A 16,225-nucleotide genomic window follows, 5' to 3' on the forward strand; every position below is an offset into this window, starting at 1 on the left:
GCTCAGCGGGGTCAGGCGGCGTGCTTGCCGCCGACCTTCTGCAAGGCGGTGCTGGTGCCGGTCGGCTTCCAGATGCCGTAGTGCATCCCGACGGCGATGAGGAACGTCGGGAGCGCCAGCAGGAGGCCCGTGCCGATGTCGTATATACCCCCTGCCTGCCACGCGGAGATCGCCTCGGCGAGCAACGCCGTGAGGAGCGAGAGTCCGACCAGGAGCCACGCCTTCGTGCTTGACGAGGTGACTCGGGTCGTGACGAGGCCGACGAGCAGCGGCAGGACGACGGCGAGCACGAGCTGGCCGACGAGGATTGGGTCGAGCGTGAACGCGACCTGCGGCGCTCCGGCAGCTGCGGTGACCTCGGCGGCCTGCGCGAACGGTGCGAGCATCGCGGCGAGCACGAGGGTCGCGAAGATGAGCGCGAAGGCCAGGACGAAGCGGGCGGCGCGGGCGCGCGCGGTCAGCGACTCCCGGTCGGGGGTGCGGATGAGGGACATGTGGGTTACTCCTTCGAGAGCGGGCCCATATGCAGGGCCGAGGATGGGTAGGGCGGGATGGCTGATGCAGGCACGCCCGCGTCGATCGCGATGCGCCGCACCTCCGACGCGTGCTCTTGAGAGATGCGGCGGGCGGTGCGCTCCTGGTCGCGGGCATGCTCGACGCGGTCAAGAGCGGCCTCTGCGAGCGTGACCTTCGCTTCGGCGTCCTTGACCTGCTCGTGAGCTCGGTCGATCTCTCCCCGGAGAGCGGCGTCCTTGCCGGTGAAGCGCGCCCAGATGCGCTTCCCGAACGCGAGGCCCGTGGAGGATGCGAGGAACGCGAAGATGCCCGCGACGATTGCCTTGGTGAGTTCAGTGTCCACACGGCGCCTTCCGCCTGTGCCCGCGCGGGGCGTACGTGTGCTTGCGGATCGCGACCCAGCGGAACCAGTACGCAGACAGGGCAATGAAGATCACCGACAGCTGAGTCAGCCTGGACGCGCCGGGCGGTGCGGAGGCGTGGAGGCTGCCGACGACGAACGCGTACACGAAGAGCCCGCCGACCGCGGCGATGGAGAGCGCGATCTTCTCGAGCCACATGTGCGGCGTGAACATGGTGCCGAGCCCAATGAGCCCGCCGCCGATCATGCACGCCGCCCAGATCGTCGCGAGCGTCGACCCGATCGCCCCCTCGATAGTCGTCGGTGGGAAGGCGTACGTGACGACGCCCATGACGACCGTCGCCACGTACGCGAAGAGCACGGGCTGCCATGTCGCGTCCGGGTCGGTGAGCAGCTGCCAGACGCGGAGCACGTGGCGACGAGTCATCACGGTCAGCTCGCGATGCCGAGCTTCTTGGCGAGCGCCTGGATCTCCTTGCCGGTGGAGGAGTCATCCTTGGTACCCGCGTTCACGTTCGACCAGATGCCGTAGAACTCCGGGAAGGGCAGCACGACGACCGGCTTGCTGATCTTCTCGAGGCCCGCAATGGTGTACTTCGCGGTCGCGTGGGGCAGGTCGACGATCTTGCGCACGTAGGTGGGCGTGATGAGGGCGTGGCCGAAGTCGGCGACAAAGACGGGGTACATGGTCTCCTCCTGGAGGGGTTTGGGTGCTGCGGGTGTGGCGGTGGCGGGGTCGCCACCGGCCTGGTACTCGAGGGCCATCGCGACGAGCCGGTCGAGGTTGATGCCGCCCGGGCAGGCGGTCGAGTAGGAAGCGCCGTAGCGCGTGTAGAGCTCCCGGTGCCCGATGACGGTGTCGCGGTTGAGGGGGAAGCCGTACCGGGTGGAGCAGTCCGCGATGAGGCGGGCGAGCGACTGGCAGGAGGTTTCGGAGATGGGCCACCCGGACGCGTCGCCCGTCGCTGAGTTGCATGTCTCGACGGTGATCGCGCGGCCGTCCCATGCGGCGGACCCGGAGGTCCACGCTCGCTTCTCTTCGGGCACGACTCCGAGAATCTGCTCGTCCTTGATGACGTAATTCGAGGAGACCTGGCGGGAGCCGGTGCTCATCATGGAGAGCACGGCGGACAGCGACGCGGTCGCTGCGTGATGGACGATGAACCGATCGACGCGAGCCGATCGATTCGAGAATTGGCCACCGTTGCCGGACGTGCCGGTGGCAGTGTTGGAGAACGTCATGCAGTGCCTCCTGGGGCATGAGGGAGGCCCTGCGCGGTGCGCGCAGGGCCTCGGAGCTCGGGAACGGATGTGGCGAGACGATCAGGCCACGGGAGTGACCTGCTTCCAGACGCCGCCTGGGATAGCGACTAGCAGCATCGACTGGCCAGGTGTCAGCGATTTGCCTGTGTTGCCGATCAGAGCTCGCCGGGCAGCAGTTGATGTGTCGTGCGAGATCGACACGGTGTTCGAGGACCCGTAGTGGATGATCGCGAGCCGTTGCCCGTCGAACTGTGGAGCGGGAAGACCAGCCAGGGATCCGTTGCCGCCGCTTGGGTCGATGAGTGCTGTCAGGTCCGACTTCATGCTTCGACCCAGTGGAGCTAGAGCACCCGCAGACGCCATCGACGTAGTCCCCAACAGCACGCCAGCGGATGACCTCGAGTTCGCTTCTGACGACCAGTCGAGGTAGCTGTTCGATGTCGGTGCATTCGCAATGATGAGGTCGGGTGCCTGAGTCATTGACTGCTCGCGGACACGGACGAGGTCATTCCCGGCCGAGCTGATGTAGGCGGCGACACGGCTCGGAGTGGACGCGGGGTGCCGGTACTTGGCGGGCCCGGACTCGAACACAGAGAACCAAGTGGTGTTGAGCTCGATGACGCTGAGCGCCGCACCTGAGACGTTGAGGGAGAAGTCGTGCTCGATTGCGCCGTCGATGGAGATGCGGCTGTTTCGCATCGTCATCGAACACCCACCGCCGATCATGTCCGAGGCTGCCGAGAACCGGTAGTTCATGAGCCGGACCGAGGCATTTCTGAGAAGTAGTCCGCGTCGTCGCGTGTTCCGAGTCGTGAAACCATCGACCACAAACCATTTGTCCTGTCGTTGCTCCGCCAAGGGGTGCCCTGGAGGACGCAGCATGAACTCGAAGTCGGTCAGGCAGTTATCGCTCTCCCAGTTCATGATGGTCGAGTCGTACGTCTCACCGCCGACTGTCTGCTCGAACGCGCGGCCGCCGACGGTGCAGAACGAAGCGCGGGCATTGACAAGTCGCCCCATGCGTCCGCGTAGCTGGAACCCGAAATAGGAATCGCGCGCTGAGCAGCCGTGGAACTCAGCGCCGTAGGAAGCGTGGTGCGTGTCGAAGGGCGCGGCGCTGGAACCCTGGCCGGTGCTGTCGATGATCTTGGCAAACATCGTGGCACCGTAGGCGTGCGTGTTCACCGAGTTCGCCGCTATGGCTGACGTGTCGTCGGTGTAGAGATGCCGGAGGTTCCGGCCGTGCGCATTGAGGATGCGGGTGTAGGCGGACGCCTTGTCAACGATGCCGTAGGAGAAGTTGCTGTCCCCCGGGTTGTCGATGCCGTAGTCGATGTTCACGTTCTCGAACGTAGACCGGTAGCAACCCTCGTTTGTAATCATGGCGCTGGGCGCCGCCCGCACGTTGAGCCCGTCAAGCCTCGCGTTCACGAGGTTGCGCAAGATGACCGAGTTACGAGGTGATTTGCTCGACATGATCGCTTCGGAGAACGTCAGCTTGCCGCACTTCATGGAGATCTCGATTGACTCGTCGAGCTTGCAGAGGCGCACGTTGTCCGTGAACGAATCGATGAGGGTGCCGATGACGCGGATGCTCGAACCAGAAACGCTGTGGAACACGAGGAACTCGCCGACACGGGCTTGGTTCGTGCCAGGAGCTGGACCAGGTTCTGAGCCTGGGATCACGTTGTTCGCGATGACCTTGATGACGTCACCGCGCTGCCATTCTGCAGCGATGCTCACGTCGGCCACTTCGAATGCTGTGCCCGGGACGACGAGATCGTTTTCCATCGTGAGGTTTACGACGGTGTGGGAGATCACCGCGTGCTGCTCCGGAGTTTTCGCGACGAAGGTGAAGGGCGCCTGAGTGGAGTCGGAGATGATCTCAGCACCCGACCAGTCAAAGGACAAGCTCGTGAGCGAGTCGTCGGGTGCGCGGTTCATGATCGAAGCTGTACCCCCGATGTAGTACTTCCCTCCGGGAAGATGAAGGGTAGAGCCCTTCGGGGTGTCACGAATCGCCTGCTGAAGCGCAGCGCGACTGTCGCCAACGCCAGTCGGGTCGAGGCCGGGGTAACGAGCAGTCGTCGCCCAAACGTCAGAGACGTAATCTTCAACGCTGCCGCTTGCCGCGACGCTGCTCGATTCCGGAGGCGTGGACTGGATTTTCGAGCTTTCAGCCTGTGCTTCTGGGGTTGTTGTGTTCTCGGTCATGATGGGCCTTTCCTAGTGGACTGTTCGCATCCGAGGGGCGTGTGACTCTCGTGAAGTTCGTACTTATGTACGAGAAAAGACTCGCGCTGGCCACCGACATTGGTGACTTCAGGCCCCTCGGTTCGCGCTCGTCCCAGGCGTGTCACGGCGTGTCGAACATGGATAACTGACAGGGGGGCAGGCGCTGCCAAGGTCGGGGTCCGCGATTCAGTCCCGGGGCATGTGGAAGGCCCCGCACGGTAAGTGCAGGGCCGAGGGTGTGAGGTGGGGCTAGGGCAGGTCGACGGGGTCTCCGCCGCCGTCGAGGAACGTCTGCTTGAGCGCAGCGATCTGCGCGGGGATCGCGGCGAGGTTCGCGCGCCGCTCCTGCTCCGTTTGAACGGCCACGCGAGCCGCTTCGAGCTCTTCGTCCGTGAGGTTCGTGTAGTCCATGGGCTTCCTCAGGTCGGCCCGATCGCACCAGGGAGTGGCGCTGCCGGGTATGCGGATGGGCTGGCGGGGAAGTTCTTGAACTCGCGGAGGCGCGTGGTCGCGCTGACAGTGCGCAGCGTCCAGTACGAGCCGTACGCGTCAACTCGGATGCCCGCCCCTCCGGCGACCGCTCCCCCGGCTTGGGCGAAGATCATGCCGGGGTAGACGGACCCGATGCGGAACCCCTCGGGAATGTCGAAGCGGATTTCGACGGTGCCGGAGGCGATGCCTCCGAACACGAGGTCGTCCAAGCCGAAGCGCACGACGTCGTTGATGCGGCGGACCATCATGCGCCCCGAGGTGACGAATCCGGGGTTGGTGGCGAGGTGCGTGGCGAACGCGGTCGGCGTGATGATCCGCCACTCCGTGTCCGCGGACAGCACGCGCCATCCCGTATTGCCGGTGCCGGTGCGCTTAATCCACGAGGATGCGCCAGCGGTTGCGGCGGTGTCCGTGTACCGCTGACCGACCGTGCCGACGACGGCGCCCTCGGGTGAACCGGTTCCCGGCGCGAGGTCCAGGCCGCTGCCTGCGGGTGCACGGAATACACCGTCGCCGTGCAGGACCGTCGACGCAGAAGCGGTGCCCGTGCCGAGCTGTGCCGGCGTCGCGCGCCCGTCCATGTCCGAGAACGCATGCCGATGGGTGAGCGGAGCTCTGCCAGCGATCGCGGCTGCCTGGGCCACGCTGACGGGCTTCTGAGCATCTCTGGTGTTGTCGACGCTGCCGAAGCCCCACGAGAGTCGCGTTGAGGCCCACGAGCGACGCAGCGTCGCGCCTGTGCCCGACCGACGATGCGCCGACGTCGCCCGCGGTGAGTACGACGTCGCCAGTCTTGGTGTTCACGGACTTCACGGCGCCCCCACCGAATGGCTGCGTCATGCTCGCGGTGTACGCCGGCTGCGGCTGAACCTCGGCTTTGTACTCGGTCACGGGGTGCCTTCCTTCGTGACGTCGTCGCGGACGCGGAACGTGCCTTCGATCCAGGTCGTCGGCTCGACGTCGTCAGCTCGCGTCGCCTCGGCGTCGTACGAGCCGGTGACGCTCTCGGACGACCCGAGGAGCTCGCGAGTCTGCGCGCCCGTCAGGGTGATCTCGAGGACACCTTGGGCGAGCCGCTCAGTGCCGATCTGAGCGGCGATGACCTTCGTCCCGGCCTTCCACCAGCACCGCCAGCCAGTCTACTCCGAGAGGTCGACCGCGGCCCCCTCCACGGTGGTGACAGGGATGGTGATCGGGTCCACGCGGTCACCCGCGAGGAGCACGACCGTTTCGGATACGACAGCGCGAGCCATGAGGCCTCCGAATCAGGGTGCGCCCACCGGAGGGGGCGCGAAGGTCACGAGAGTTCTGCAAGCTGAGTAAGCCGGAAGCGTGAGGAGAAGGGCGGTTGGTGATCTTCGCGAACTTCCGGATGCGACGGTGGCCATATGCTTCGCTCGTGACCAAGCACGTGCCACCCACAGTCGTGAACCTCGGCAAGGCGTTCGCTGCCACGGTCGGATTCATCGGCAGCGTCTACGCGATCGTTGAAGGCTGGGGCACGGAAACGCTGAGCATCACCCTCGTCGTCTCGGGCGTGGTCGGCCTCATCATCACGTCGACCATCCTGGTGAAGCCCGCATGGCAGGCCTTCAAGAGGTACCGTTTCCGATTGCGCGCCGCGCTCCACCGCAGACGGTTCCACCGACGCGAACACCTGCTGCGCGGCGCCGTGACCGACTGGTCCGCGCTAGCACGCATCAGCGAATCGGGCGAGTGCCACTACTGGGTCATGCATTTTTCCTGGGCAACCGGAGACCCGGAAGTTCATCGAATCGTCGCGTATCAACGCGGTCAAGTTCAGTGGGAAGCGCACTCTGCCGAGTCACGAGTTCTGGGGTCGGCATTCGAGCCCTTGAACATCCCGGACCGTCTGATGATCACCTGGCGCGACGCGAATGGGTGGAATTGCACGTTCATCGACGGAGCGGTCCCCGCGCAGAAAGCCGCGATGGCTCTGCCTCTGGCAGAACGACGTCCGATCGAGCTCGTCTGACTCGTCCAGGTTGGCCAATGTTGGGTGCTGCTCCCGGTAGTGCTCAGCGACGTCCCTCGCAACACGAATGCTCTGGCGCAGACACGCCCGGCGGTCTACTCTGATCGCGACGAAAAGAGATTCACATGACCGGCACCGCCCTCTTGGCCCGCATTCGCTCCGCCTTCGCAGGCGCAGACGACACGAAGTGCCGCGCCAGCGTTGACGCCGGCACTCGCACCTGCGGGAAGCAGACGGACCCCGTCGCGGCGCGCAGCGCTGGGCATGCAGGGTTCTGCTCCCACGAATGCGCCATCGAGGACCTTGACAACTCCCCAATGTGAGGTAAGGCCGGAGCTCAGGCTGATCTGAGGTCACCCTCGACGCCGGCCAGCTCCCGAGATCAGACGAACACCTGCACAGGTGTCGGCTCGCCGTCGGCGATCACCCAGACTCGGCGGACGACGAACCCGACTCCGGTAGGTGGGCGCTCTGCGGTCAGGAAGCTCGTCATGGCGTCCATCTGCAGGTAGGAGCCGTTGTCCCACCCGTGATCGCCGTTCGCGCGGACGTCAACGACCGTCGCCTTGGTGTGCGCGCCGTACTTCGTGACCCACGCCTGACCGTGAGCCTCGGGAACGACCGTGGTGTCGGCGCTGCCCCACAGCTGCAGGACTCGCTTGTCTGCCCAGATACCTGTTGGAAACTGCATCGGGTCGTGTCCGACCGCCGCGGCAGCGAAGGCCGCTTCGTTCTTGTCCGTGGTGGGTGCGACCCCGTACGCGGCGTTCATCGCTCGCATGTCCGACCCCGACGACGCCGCGTAGCGCGCGATGAGGTCCGTCGTCCCCGAGTTGATGATCAGATTCCGAACCAGCGGAGAGAACTCGGAGTAGGTCGCCAGCCAGTAGGCGACCAGGCTGCCCATGGACCGTCCGAGCACCGTGACGTCGGCGATCGGGACGAGCGTCATCACCCAAGCCGCGGCCTGCTCGTAGGAGAGCCGGGAGGCGTCGCCGCCCCACCCATTTCCTGCGCCGCTCGATTCCACAACGGCCCAGTCGTTCTCCATGAACCAGCGCCGCATTTCCGCCCATGGGGCGATCTGCGCGAACTGATCTTAGGAGCCGTCATTGCCGTGCGTGTAGACGACGACCTTCGTGGCCGAGTACGACACGGGCACCATGAGCGAGGCCCTGTCCCCCAAGGGGAGCGTCGTCTCGATGGCCTCGAATACGGTTCCGCCTGGGGTCGTGGGCACTATGCGGCCATCCTTGCCTGCAGCCATGCGATCGCCCGCGCCACGCTCGTCGCCGCCGTGCCCGACCGCCGCGACCAGGCGGTACTCGGCTTCCTCGTCGGCACCGGCATCCGCTGGGGTGAGGTCGCCGGCCTCCACCTCGACGCCTCGAACCTCTCCGAGGGCATGCTCACAGTCCGCGATGTGTGGGACGGGCAATCATCCATCAAGCCATACCCGAAAGGCCGCAGGCAGCGCCACGTGCCCGTCCTGCAGCGGGTCGTCGATCGCCTCGAGCTACACCCTGCTCCGACATGCGGACTCCCCCACAGGGCAGGCAGCGCCTGCCGGTCAGCGCTGGCCTTCCCCTCATACGACGGTGGCGTCCGTGACGACCGCAACTTCACGCAGCACGTCCTCGCGCCAGCGTTGAAGGAAGCCGGGCTGACCCACCTCGGCGCCAGCCTCCACGACCTACGCCACACCTACGCGTCCTGGCTCGTGCAGGACGGCGTCTCCCTGTCGCGGGTCGCCGAGCTGCTCGGGCACGCGAGCACGTCGACGACGGAGATCTACGCGCACCTCGCACCAGTCACGAAGAAGGACGTCGAGTCCGCCCTACTCGATCCGAGTGGCGCAAATGTGGCGCAAACTCCCGTGCTGGCGCGTGTCACGATGTTACGTCGCGTATGACGAAATCGAACCTCGACCAGGCCTTATGTTGCATCTGGTGTGACGACGATTCACCCCGTTTCGTGCGTCAGGCCCGTTCACACGGAAGAGGTCGTGGGTTCGAGTCCCGCATCACCCACCGCGAGAAACCCCCCGGCCGGCGAGGCAATGCCTCGTTCTGGTCCGGGGGTTTTTGCCTCCCCTGCGACCGTGCCGACTGGCACGATCCGCAACGGTCGGCGCACCGGTCGCACCACTCCCCCGCATTGGCTTCCGCGGAGGAGATGGCCTTAGCCTCGAAGACGAAGGTGTCCGCCTTAGAGGTTCCCAGCGGGTGCTCGCATGCGAACGTTGCGAACAGCACCGCCAGTCGCTGGCCGGAGCAGACCTTGCCGGGGGACGCGACGCCTTCCCCTTGGGCAGCTTCGCATCGGACTTGCGCCGTTGTCGTGGGTGTCACCTCCGGGGTCGGAGCAATTGCTGACTGGGGTGCTGCGGCCGCACACCCGGACGTCGTCCCTGACAGGGCGTTCGTGAGCATTCAGAACCACGCGCACCCCAGACGGTCGACCCTCGAGGCCCACGTCGTCTCTCTGCTGGGCGCTTCCGTCTCTGCAGACCCGACCGGCACTCGTGTCTGGATTCAGTCCCCGGCAGGCTTGCGTTCTGCGGATTCCTGGCTCAAAAGGCGACGCATGGTTCGCATGGACCTGAATCCGCTTTCTTGCGCGATTCTGTAACGGTCCGATTTCGAATTATCGCTTGACCGGAGAAGCGTCCGCGCCCGGTCTACGCGCAAGCGGCGAATAAGCACTCCGACTGAATTGCTTTCATCTGCGAAAATTCGGTGCAGCTGCGAAAGGGAGATGTTGAGGTCACGGGCCAGCACCCGAACCGAAAAGGCTGGATCTCGGAAATTCTCCTCGATCAGGTGGTGCGCGCGAGCGAGACGCAGATCTCGTGGCGGCTGACAGTTCGTACCCTGCTGCACCTTCGTTTCGGCGAGCGCTGCAAGGAGCAGGTCCTCGACCCCGCGCCTCCAGGAGTGGAAGCCAACCTGCCCCTCTTTGATTTGCGATTCGAAGGAGGCGTTCAAGGACGCAATGAGGACCTTTCGAAAACGGCTGGTCGTCAGGAAGGGACCTGGCGCCTGACTCTCGACCCACGCAAGCTCAACGTAACGCTCCCTTGGTATCCCGAGAAACAGACACGAGTAGGGCTCTACAGCCGAGATGCGCACCGGTCGACGCGCTGAATACGTGAAGAAGTACGGCGCAGGCACTTCTTCTGTCGTTTCTCCTCCGGCCTGGAGAAGGAGACAGCCCTTCACAACGAAACACACATGGACAAGATCGGGATCATACGAGTCCGCGTCGGTGCTGACGGCCGTTGTCGTTTGCCAGTTGCGTCCCACCAAGAACGTTCGGGTCCCGATGAAGTCCACATGGGCACGAACTGACGCTTCATCATCTTGAACACCCCAGCCCTGTTCGTGCAGCCACTGCAGGGCTTCACCATCCTTGAGACCCTGAGCATATGCAGCGAGCATTGTCACCCCGATCGTCGCGCTCAATCCACGCGCCAGACCTTCAACGAGGAGTTTGACGCCAGTCAGCACCCTAGACGGCTGAACTTGTTCGGGGACGTGTGGTTGTGGAATTGGAAGCAGATTTGTATGCTGTGGCCGGTTCGTTCAGCGCCTTCTCCCATAACGAGAAATCGCAGGAAGATACCGAGGTCATGGTGGGCACGACACCTGCGTGTGACCGAAGCAAGACCACACTGGCCTCCTTCACGTCGTGGATCCAATGTGCAATGAACTGCAGGATGCTCGCACGGTGCGCCGAGGTGAGGATGCCGCCGCGGCGGGTTGTTCACTCGGTCTCGGTATCTCCCGCCGCCGTCATCAGCGCCTGTAGGGCCCGGTTGAGGAGCACCGCATCTTGTGGCTGGAGGCGCTCCCCCGCGGTGAGCCTGCCGATGACGTAGAGGCCGGCGATCGCCTCCTCTCGGACGTAGCGATCCTTGATCGTCCCGAAGGCGCGCACAGAAGTGCTTCCGACGTTGACGACCAGGCGCGGGCCGCGCGGCGCAGACGACTCAGATGGTGTGACGAGATCGCTGAGGAGGTCGCCCCAGGCGTCATCGCCGTCAGCTTCGTCTTCGCTGACCGCGTCGAACTCAGCGTCCCCGGAGGCGCCGAGGAAAAGCACCGGCACCGTGACGGGCGAGAACTCCCGCAGGTCGAGTGCGACCCCGAGTTGTTGCAGCACCGGGCGCGCCTGCTCCTCAAGTAACCGAGCCGCGGTGTCTCCGGCAAGCGGACGCTGAAGCTCATCGATGAAGCGCGCCGCATCGAAGGCTCGCAGCCGTGCCCCTCGAAGCGGACGCTCGACCAGACGTCGCAGGATTTCACGTCCGTAGACATAGGAGGCGTTCACGAGGGGTGTCCCGCGCGCGGCGAGAATCGGAGCGAAAGCCGTGAAGTCAGTCATCGAGGTCGTATAGAGCACCACCTCCGCGCGGCGCCGCATCTGGGCCAGGGTCTGGTAGCCCTCGTTGGTCTCCCATTTCACGCTCTGCGACACGAGATCGAGCATGTCGTCGTCGCTGACCGCCATCGCCATCAGGCCTTTGGCGTGGACATCCAGGAATCTGGCGAACCCAGCGGGATCGTTCTCAGCGAAACGCTCGATGCCTTCCCGGACCTGTATGCCCACCTGCTCTTTGACGGCGTCGATGGTGACCGAATCTTGAAGTGCCTCGCGGGATGCCGTGAGCGGCAGATCACCGGCTTCCACGACGAGGCGTATGAAGTACGCCCAGGATGGAACCAGTTGCACACTGCTGTCGGTGACGAACATGCCCTTCGAGTAGACCGTGTCACCGCGACGCGTGCCCACCTGACCGGGGCTATCAGCGATGAACGCGAGCCCTCGCACCCCAGCGCCGGGCACAGCGACCGGGAGGATTGCGAGTGGCCGGAATCCCAGCTCCTGGTGCGCCCAGTCCTCCATCTCCTGTGCGCTGCCCCGCCAGGGCTGTGTCCGCTGGCTGACGATCTCAGCGGGCAAGACGGGTCCGCGATGGAGGGCGACGGGCAGCTCGAGCAGTCCCGCGAAGCGCTCTGCCAGCAGTCGCACTCGATGCGGTTGGGTCCATTCCCACTCGTCGGGTCGGGCCTCTACGCGCACCTCCGTGCCTGGCTCAGCGAGGGGTTCGGTGGCGGGGCTTATCGTGAACGTGCCGTCCGCGCTACCCACCCAGCTGATCGTGGCCGCATCTGCAGTCCTGGCGCTGCGAGAACGTACCTCGATGCGGTCCGCGATCAGGAAGCAGGACAGCAGCCCGATGCCGAACTGTCCGAGGTACTTGCGCCGCGTCCGAGCGAAGTCTTCTCGCTTGCTCGACGCGCCGATGGTCGCGAGCACGTCGCGCATTTCCTGTTCGGTGAGGCCAATGCCCTGGTCTCGGACGATCACCGCCCCGGAAGCATCGTCGACGGTGATGCTGATCTGCTCTGGTGAGTCAGGATCGATCTCGTGCCGTGCGACCACCGCATCCCGCGCGTTCTGTATGAGCTCACGCAGGTAGACCCTCGGGCTGGAGTACAAGTGATGGGACAGGATGTCGACGAGTCCGCGGAGGTCGACGAGGAAGCGCTCGTCGCTCATGCTCGCGCCCCGAAGACCCGGTCCTCGTTCAGCCAACGGTCGTGAAGATGCGTGCTCCACCCGTTGTGGCCGTTGCGCTCGTCGAGAAGGCGTGCGGTTCTCTCGACCTCATTCCTCAGTTCCACTCCCCGCGGGTCGTTCGGGGCTCGGTCGTGCAGCACTCGGCTCGCTGCCGCGAAGAGTTCGATTTCCGTGCAGTCACCCGCGACTGCCTCGGTGAGGAGCGCATCCACTACCGAGACGAGATCGACATCTGCGTCGGTCAACGCCTCGAGCATCGCCCAGCCGGGCAACTGCTCGATCTCTTCGGTGGCACCACCGACCGACTCGAGCAGCGCAGCCAGCTCGGTGGCACCGGAAGGGTCACCGTCGCGCACCCGCATCCAGCACAACCAGCCTGCCGCGCCACGCCGTTGCAGCTCGTTGCCTGCTTCCGCGACGCGGATGGCCGCTTTCCGGGCGATGTCGGGGAGGGTCAGCGCCGTCTGCCGGACTGCGACGAGGTCGAGGATGTTCCGATCGAAGGGCTCCTCACCGGCAGCGAGGCTGGCGAACATGCGGTCGGTGCGTTTGCGCAGCTCCGCCAGGTCGCCGTTGTGGGCGGCGATCTCCGCTCGAGCGAAATGGACTCGAGCCTCGGAGCCGCCTGTCCACGTCCGGAGCTGATCCTCGACGTCGATGACCGCGTCGACCTGCGCCCACGGCACACTGGGTGTGGAGACACCGTCGAGGAGCGCGAGGAGGAAGGCCGAGGGCGCGAACCCGCGGTACGTGGCGTTCACCGCCGTCGGGTCGGTCGCCAGGGAGCGCTGCGCACGCTGGTAGAGGTCGACGACCTGGCCGTTGGCGCCGAGCATCGACGACTGGAGTGAGTGAAAAAGCGGGACACAGAAGCGTGTGGTTGCGCAGCGGAGACGTTCTCCCTCAGCTTCGAGCTCGGCAGCGAGGGCATTCGTCTCTTCCATACTCGCTGTTGCCATGAGCTCACGGAATCTGTCGAAGAGCGCCGTGTATCTCTCCCACAAGGACACGGGGATGCGGTCTTCGCGCACCGAGCCTGCTCTTGTGAGCCACCCAGCGGAGAGGATCAGCAGCGCACGCTCACTTGGGTCTCCCCAGGTCTCGCCGTCGTGGACCGCACTCGGCGCGGGCCGGGACTCAAGGCCCGCCCACCAGAAGTCTGCGAGCTCACGGACGTGCACGTCGGTCGCACCGCGCCGGTCGAGGGCGGCCGCGGCCTGCTGCGCGAGAACTCGGATCAAGCCACCTTCGTCCCCATCAGGGTCGGCGAGGAGCCGATTTCGAGCCACCGCGGCCAAGGTCTCCGCGTCGCTCTCGTCCAACGACAGGTTGCGCAAGACGTCGTCGACAACGAAGAGGGCTGCGTCGGGACGATGCTCCAGGATGGGGATGAGCTGGCAGGCCACGGCCTCGCGGACGAGGACTTCGATGCCCACGCCATCGAGCAATTGGTCGGCGATGGCGCGGGCCTCGGCGACCTTGCCGGAGCGGAGATGGAAGAACGCGAGCATAGCGAGCACAGGAACCGCTTCGATGCGCTGCTGAAGGTCGAGTCGACCACGGTCGATGCCCACCATCCGAAGTCGCTGCTCGAGTGTCTCGGTGGCGCGCTTCAGGTCGAAACTCGCGATGAGCGGCAACTCGATTTGGATGACACCGAGATCGTCGGCTCGCCATTCCTCACTCGCTTCGGAACGCCACCGCTCGATCCAGTCGGCTGTTTCGCGGCCATCGCCGCGGGCCGAGGCAATTGCAGCCCTGGCGACCAGGACGCCAACCGGGTCGGTGCCTCGCCTGCGGACTTGAGCTTCGACCAGATCGATGACTCGCGTGAGCTGCTCGAGTGGCAGTGTCGGGTCGTTCAGCATGGTGAGGGTACTCGTGGCCACTGCGTTGAGCATGCGGGTGACGTTGCTTGGATGAACCAGGTCGCCGTAGCGGTCGAGGTGACGCATGAGTCGAGCGAAAGCTGTCAGCGCTTCACGAGTGAGACCGCCGTCACCGTAGGTGACGTGCAGGTCGAAGAGCGCGCTGGCGATGAGGGGCGGCAACTGCGCACGTTCACAGTCACCGATGAACTCCTCAAGCGCGTCAATCTTGCCCATATCGTTCGGGAGAGCCCAGAGGCGATGACTGCGATCGTAAAGCGCCTGGATGCGCTCGCGCTGCTCCCCCTGAAGATCCTGCAGGTCTGCGTAACCGATCATGTGGTCCTCCGAGTACGAGTACGTTTCGACGCGTTCCTTGAGCCGAATGAGATGCCTCGGGTCAACCTAGCCGGTGTCGACGCGCCCGCTCATCCTCCGAAACCGGTCGGCCACTCCCCACGAATCGTCGAGCGGTCACGCGACCTTCGGGGCCCACCAACCACGGACGGACCCCGAGGCGCCACGTCGACCTCGAGTGTTGCGGGCAAGGGCGGTGGCCGTGCCCGCGGCGATGCGCCGCTGCCGACGCGTGAACCTCCACGCCGCCGCTGTAGCGAGGTTCGCGCTGACGTCGCCGAGCACGTCTTCTAGCTGCTCGCTCGGCATCGCCCCGAACGCTGGGGCCTCCGGGCCACTCGGGGTGATGGCGCCGTCGCGCCTACCGCAGGGGCCGAGTTGCATACTTGGTGCGTGCGCCTCCTCTTCGACGACCTCGTGTTCACCAGCTACGGGCAGATGTACTTTCAGACGGCCCCGAGATCGATCGACCTCGATCGGGCGTTCCAGGGTCAGATCAACGGGCTGTGTGGGGCTGGGGATCCCGGAATGCTCTTTCTTGTGACCAGTACGCACACTGGCTCGATTCCCGTACGCGTCTCGCTCTGGGACAGCGAACCCGACCTCGGAGACTGGCCCGACATCGTCGAAGCGTCGCTGGTCCCGCACGGGGATGGGGGCCTTTTGCCCTGGGGTGAGAACCCCGTTGTGGAGTTTCCTTTGCCGGCGGAAAGCTACCGAGTCCGGTGGAATTGTCGCGGAATGGACGTGAGCGCGGCTGAGCCGCATGTTGAGTTCGGATTCCCGTCACCGGACAGCTATGAGCTGATGCTGTGGCCGGCTCCAGTCGCGCCAGACCGCATCGTCAGGCAAGGCTCGACCCAGGCCGCCTACTGGCACAGCGAGGGCTTCACCAAGAGCTGAGGCAACCGCGGGGCGTTGCCATGACGCTTCAGGCGGAGCACAAGGAGCGACTCCTTGTGGGCGATTGCCAACGTCGATCTGCGATTCTCGGAACCATGTTGAGCAGCAGGCTGCCCCACGCACGCGCGACTCCCCAAGACGATGAGTGACTTCTCTGGTGCGGAACATCGGCAGGTCTATCGGAGATTGATGCGAGACCGGCGAGTGGTCGGTCAGCTCGCCTCGGTGTTGTTCTCAACAGTGCCCCTGGGTATGTTCCCGGTCGCCGTCGTCCTCACGGTGCACGCCTGGACCGAGTCCTTCGTCATCGCGGGTTGGACGAGCGCCGCGTTCACGTGCGGTACCGCAATCGGCCTGGTCAGCCAGGGATACCTCATCGATCGGATCGGAACACGCACGACCATCACCGCCGCAGCTGCGACGTTCCTCATCGCGATCCTCGCGCTCGTCCTCTCTGGCCGTTCCGCTTCTTCCTGGACGGCGGCCTTGCTCATCGCTGCCTTCGTCGCGGGAGTTTCACTGCCGGAGATCACGACGGCGGTCCGTGTCTGGCTCGCGAGATCCTCGCTCGGTCCATGAGAACGCGTCGCGAGCTACTCGCTCCTTGGAGTCTGCTTCCAAACGGGCCTGGTTCTCGGGCCGCTCCTC

At 65.1% G+C, this 16,225-nt stretch carries 18 protein-coding genes; 6 read left to right on the forward strand and 12 right to left on the reverse strand.

Features of this window, described 5'->3' with window-relative positions:
* Nucleotides 1-11: 11 nt before the first annotated feature.
* The 7 genes from C5E06_RS10080 to C5E06_RS10105 all read right to left on the reverse strand — a co-directional run bounded on the left by C5E06_RS10080 (nucleotide 12) and on the right by C5E06_RS10105 (nucleotide 5,511).
* The gene (locus tag C5E06_RS10080; protein ID WP_258063124.1) at nucleotides 12-494 is read right to left on the reverse strand and encodes a hypothetical protein; all 483 of its coding nucleotides are present in this window, start codon (nucleotides 492-494) and stop codon (nucleotides 12-14) included.
* Nucleotides 495-499: 5 nt separating this feature from the next.
* On the reverse strand, nucleotides 500-859 hold the full coding sequence (locus tag C5E06_RS10085) for a hypothetical protein (RefSeq protein ID WP_104306801.1): 360 nt from the start codon (nucleotides 857-859) through the stop codon (nucleotides 500-502).
* Complete coding sequence (locus C5E06_RS10090) at nucleotides 849-1,304, reverse strand: hypothetical protein (RefSeq protein WP_146080528.1); 456 nt, start codon at nucleotides 1,302-1,304, stop codon at nucleotides 849-851. The genes C5E06_RS10085 and C5E06_RS10090 overlap by 11 nt, the downstream gene beginning before the upstream one ends.
* A 5-nt stretch (nucleotides 1,305-1,309) precedes the next feature.
* On the reverse strand, nucleotides 1,310-2,119 hold the full coding sequence (locus C5E06_RS10095) for an N-acetylmuramoyl-L-alanine amidase (protein WP_104241311.1): 810 nt from the start codon (nucleotides 2,117-2,119) through the stop codon (nucleotides 1,310-1,312).
* An 81-nt stretch (nucleotides 2,120-2,200) separates the two neighbouring features.
* Nucleotides 2,201-4,354, reverse strand: coding sequence for a hypothetical protein (locus C5E06_RS10100; protein WP_146080527.1), 2,154 nt, complete (start codon nucleotides 4,352-4,354; stop codon nucleotides 2,201-2,203).
* A 270-nt stretch (nucleotides 4,355-4,624) separates the two neighbouring features.
* A complete protein-coding gene (locus C5E06_RS19280) occupies nucleotides 4,625-4,786 on the reverse strand; it encodes a hypothetical protein (protein WP_181057834.1) in 162 nt (53 codons plus the stop codon).
* Nucleotides 4,787-4,794: 8 nt separating this feature from the next.
* Nucleotides 4,795-5,511: a hypothetical protein gene (locus C5E06_RS10105; RefSeq protein WP_104306802.1), complete on the reverse strand. Its 717-nt coding sequence runs from the start codon at nucleotides 5,509-5,511 to the stop codon at nucleotides 4,795-4,797.
* Between the two features lie 286 nt (nucleotides 5,512-5,797).
* On the opposite strand from C5E06_RS10105, the gene C5E06_RS19285 reads away from it, so the two are divergent.
* The gene (locus C5E06_RS19285) at nucleotides 5,798-5,959 is read left to right on the forward strand and encodes a hypothetical protein (protein WP_181062939.1); all 162 of its coding nucleotides are present in this window, start codon (nucleotides 5,798-5,800) and stop codon (nucleotides 5,957-5,959) included.
* Nucleotides 5,960-6,266: 307 nt separating this feature from the next.
* Nucleotides 6,267-6,863, forward strand: coding sequence for a hypothetical protein (locus tag C5E06_RS10110; RefSeq protein ID WP_146081361.1), 597 nt, complete (start codon nucleotides 6,267-6,269; stop codon nucleotides 6,861-6,863).
* A gap of 382 nt (nucleotides 6,864-7,245) precedes the next feature.
* On the opposite strand, the gene C5E06_RS19290 is transcribed toward C5E06_RS10110, so the two are convergent.
* On the reverse strand, nucleotides 7,246-7,914 hold the full coding sequence (locus tag C5E06_RS19290; RefSeq protein WP_181062940.1) for an alpha/beta fold hydrolase: 669 nt from the start codon (nucleotides 7,912-7,914) through the stop codon (nucleotides 7,246-7,248).
* Between the two features lie 48 nt (nucleotides 7,915-7,962).
* Nucleotides 7,963-8,103 carry a hypothetical protein gene (locus C5E06_RS19295; protein ID WP_181062941.1) on the reverse strand — a complete coding sequence of 47 codons (141 nt, stop codon included), beginning with the start codon at nucleotides 8,101-8,103 and terminating at the stop codon, nucleotides 7,963-7,965.
* A 57-nt stretch (nucleotides 8,104-8,160) separates the two neighbouring features.
* On the opposite strand from C5E06_RS19295, the gene C5E06_RS19300 reads away from it, so the two are divergent.
* Nucleotides 8,161-8,775 carry a site-specific integrase gene (locus C5E06_RS19300; RefSeq protein ID WP_181062942.1) on the forward strand — a complete coding sequence of 205 codons (615 nt, stop codon included), beginning with the start codon at nucleotides 8,161-8,163 and terminating at the stop codon, nucleotides 8,773-8,775.
* A gap of 622 nt (nucleotides 8,776-9,397) precedes the next feature.
* On the opposite strand, the gene C5E06_RS10125 is transcribed toward C5E06_RS19300, so the two are convergent.
* The 3 genes from C5E06_RS10125 to C5E06_RS10135 form a co-directional block, all read right to left on the reverse strand.
* Nucleotides 9,398-10,372, reverse strand: coding sequence for a helix-turn-helix domain-containing protein (locus C5E06_RS10125; protein ID WP_146081362.1), 975 nt, complete (start codon nucleotides 10,370-10,372; stop codon nucleotides 9,398-9,400).
* Nucleotides 10,373-10,628: 256 nt separating this feature from the next.
* A complete protein-coding gene (locus tag C5E06_RS10130) occupies nucleotides 10,629-12,428 on the reverse strand; it encodes an HSP90 family protein (protein ID WP_104306806.1) in 1,800 nt (599 codons plus the stop codon).
* Nucleotides 12,425-13,960, reverse strand: coding sequence for a hypothetical protein (locus tag C5E06_RS10135; protein ID WP_146081363.1), 1,536 nt, complete (start codon nucleotides 13,958-13,960; stop codon nucleotides 12,425-12,427). Before C5E06_RS10135 ends, C5E06_RS10130 begins: the two co-directional genes overlap by 4 nt.
* Between C5E06_RS10135 and C5E06_RS18990 the strand changes: the two genes are divergently transcribed.
* The 3 genes from C5E06_RS18990 (at nucleotide 13,943) to C5E06_RS10145 (ending at nucleotide 16,156) form a co-directional block, all read left to right on the forward strand.
* On the forward strand, nucleotides 13,943-14,968 hold the full coding sequence (locus C5E06_RS18990; RefSeq protein ID WP_146081364.1) for a hypothetical protein: 1,026 nt from the start codon (nucleotides 13,943-13,945) through the stop codon (nucleotides 14,966-14,968). The genes C5E06_RS10135 and C5E06_RS18990 overlap by 18 nt on opposite strands.
* A 99-nt stretch (nucleotides 14,969-15,067) precedes the next feature.
* The gene (locus C5E06_RS10140) at nucleotides 15,068-15,577 is read left to right on the forward strand and encodes a hypothetical protein (RefSeq protein ID WP_104306808.1); all 510 of its coding nucleotides are present in this window, start codon (nucleotides 15,068-15,070) and stop codon (nucleotides 15,575-15,577) included.
* A gap of 252 nt (nucleotides 15,578-15,829) precedes the next feature.
* A complete protein-coding gene (locus tag C5E06_RS10145) occupies nucleotides 15,830-16,156 on the forward strand; it encodes a hypothetical protein (RefSeq protein ID WP_181062943.1) in 327 nt (108 codons plus the stop codon).
* Nucleotides 16,157-16,225 lie beyond the last annotated feature (69 nt).

It is taken from the genome of Pseudoclavibacter sp. RFBI5, from assembly GCF_002931395.1.
Classification (GTDB): Bacteria; Actinomycetota; Actinomycetes; order Actinomycetales; family Microbacteriaceae; genus Pseudoclavibacter.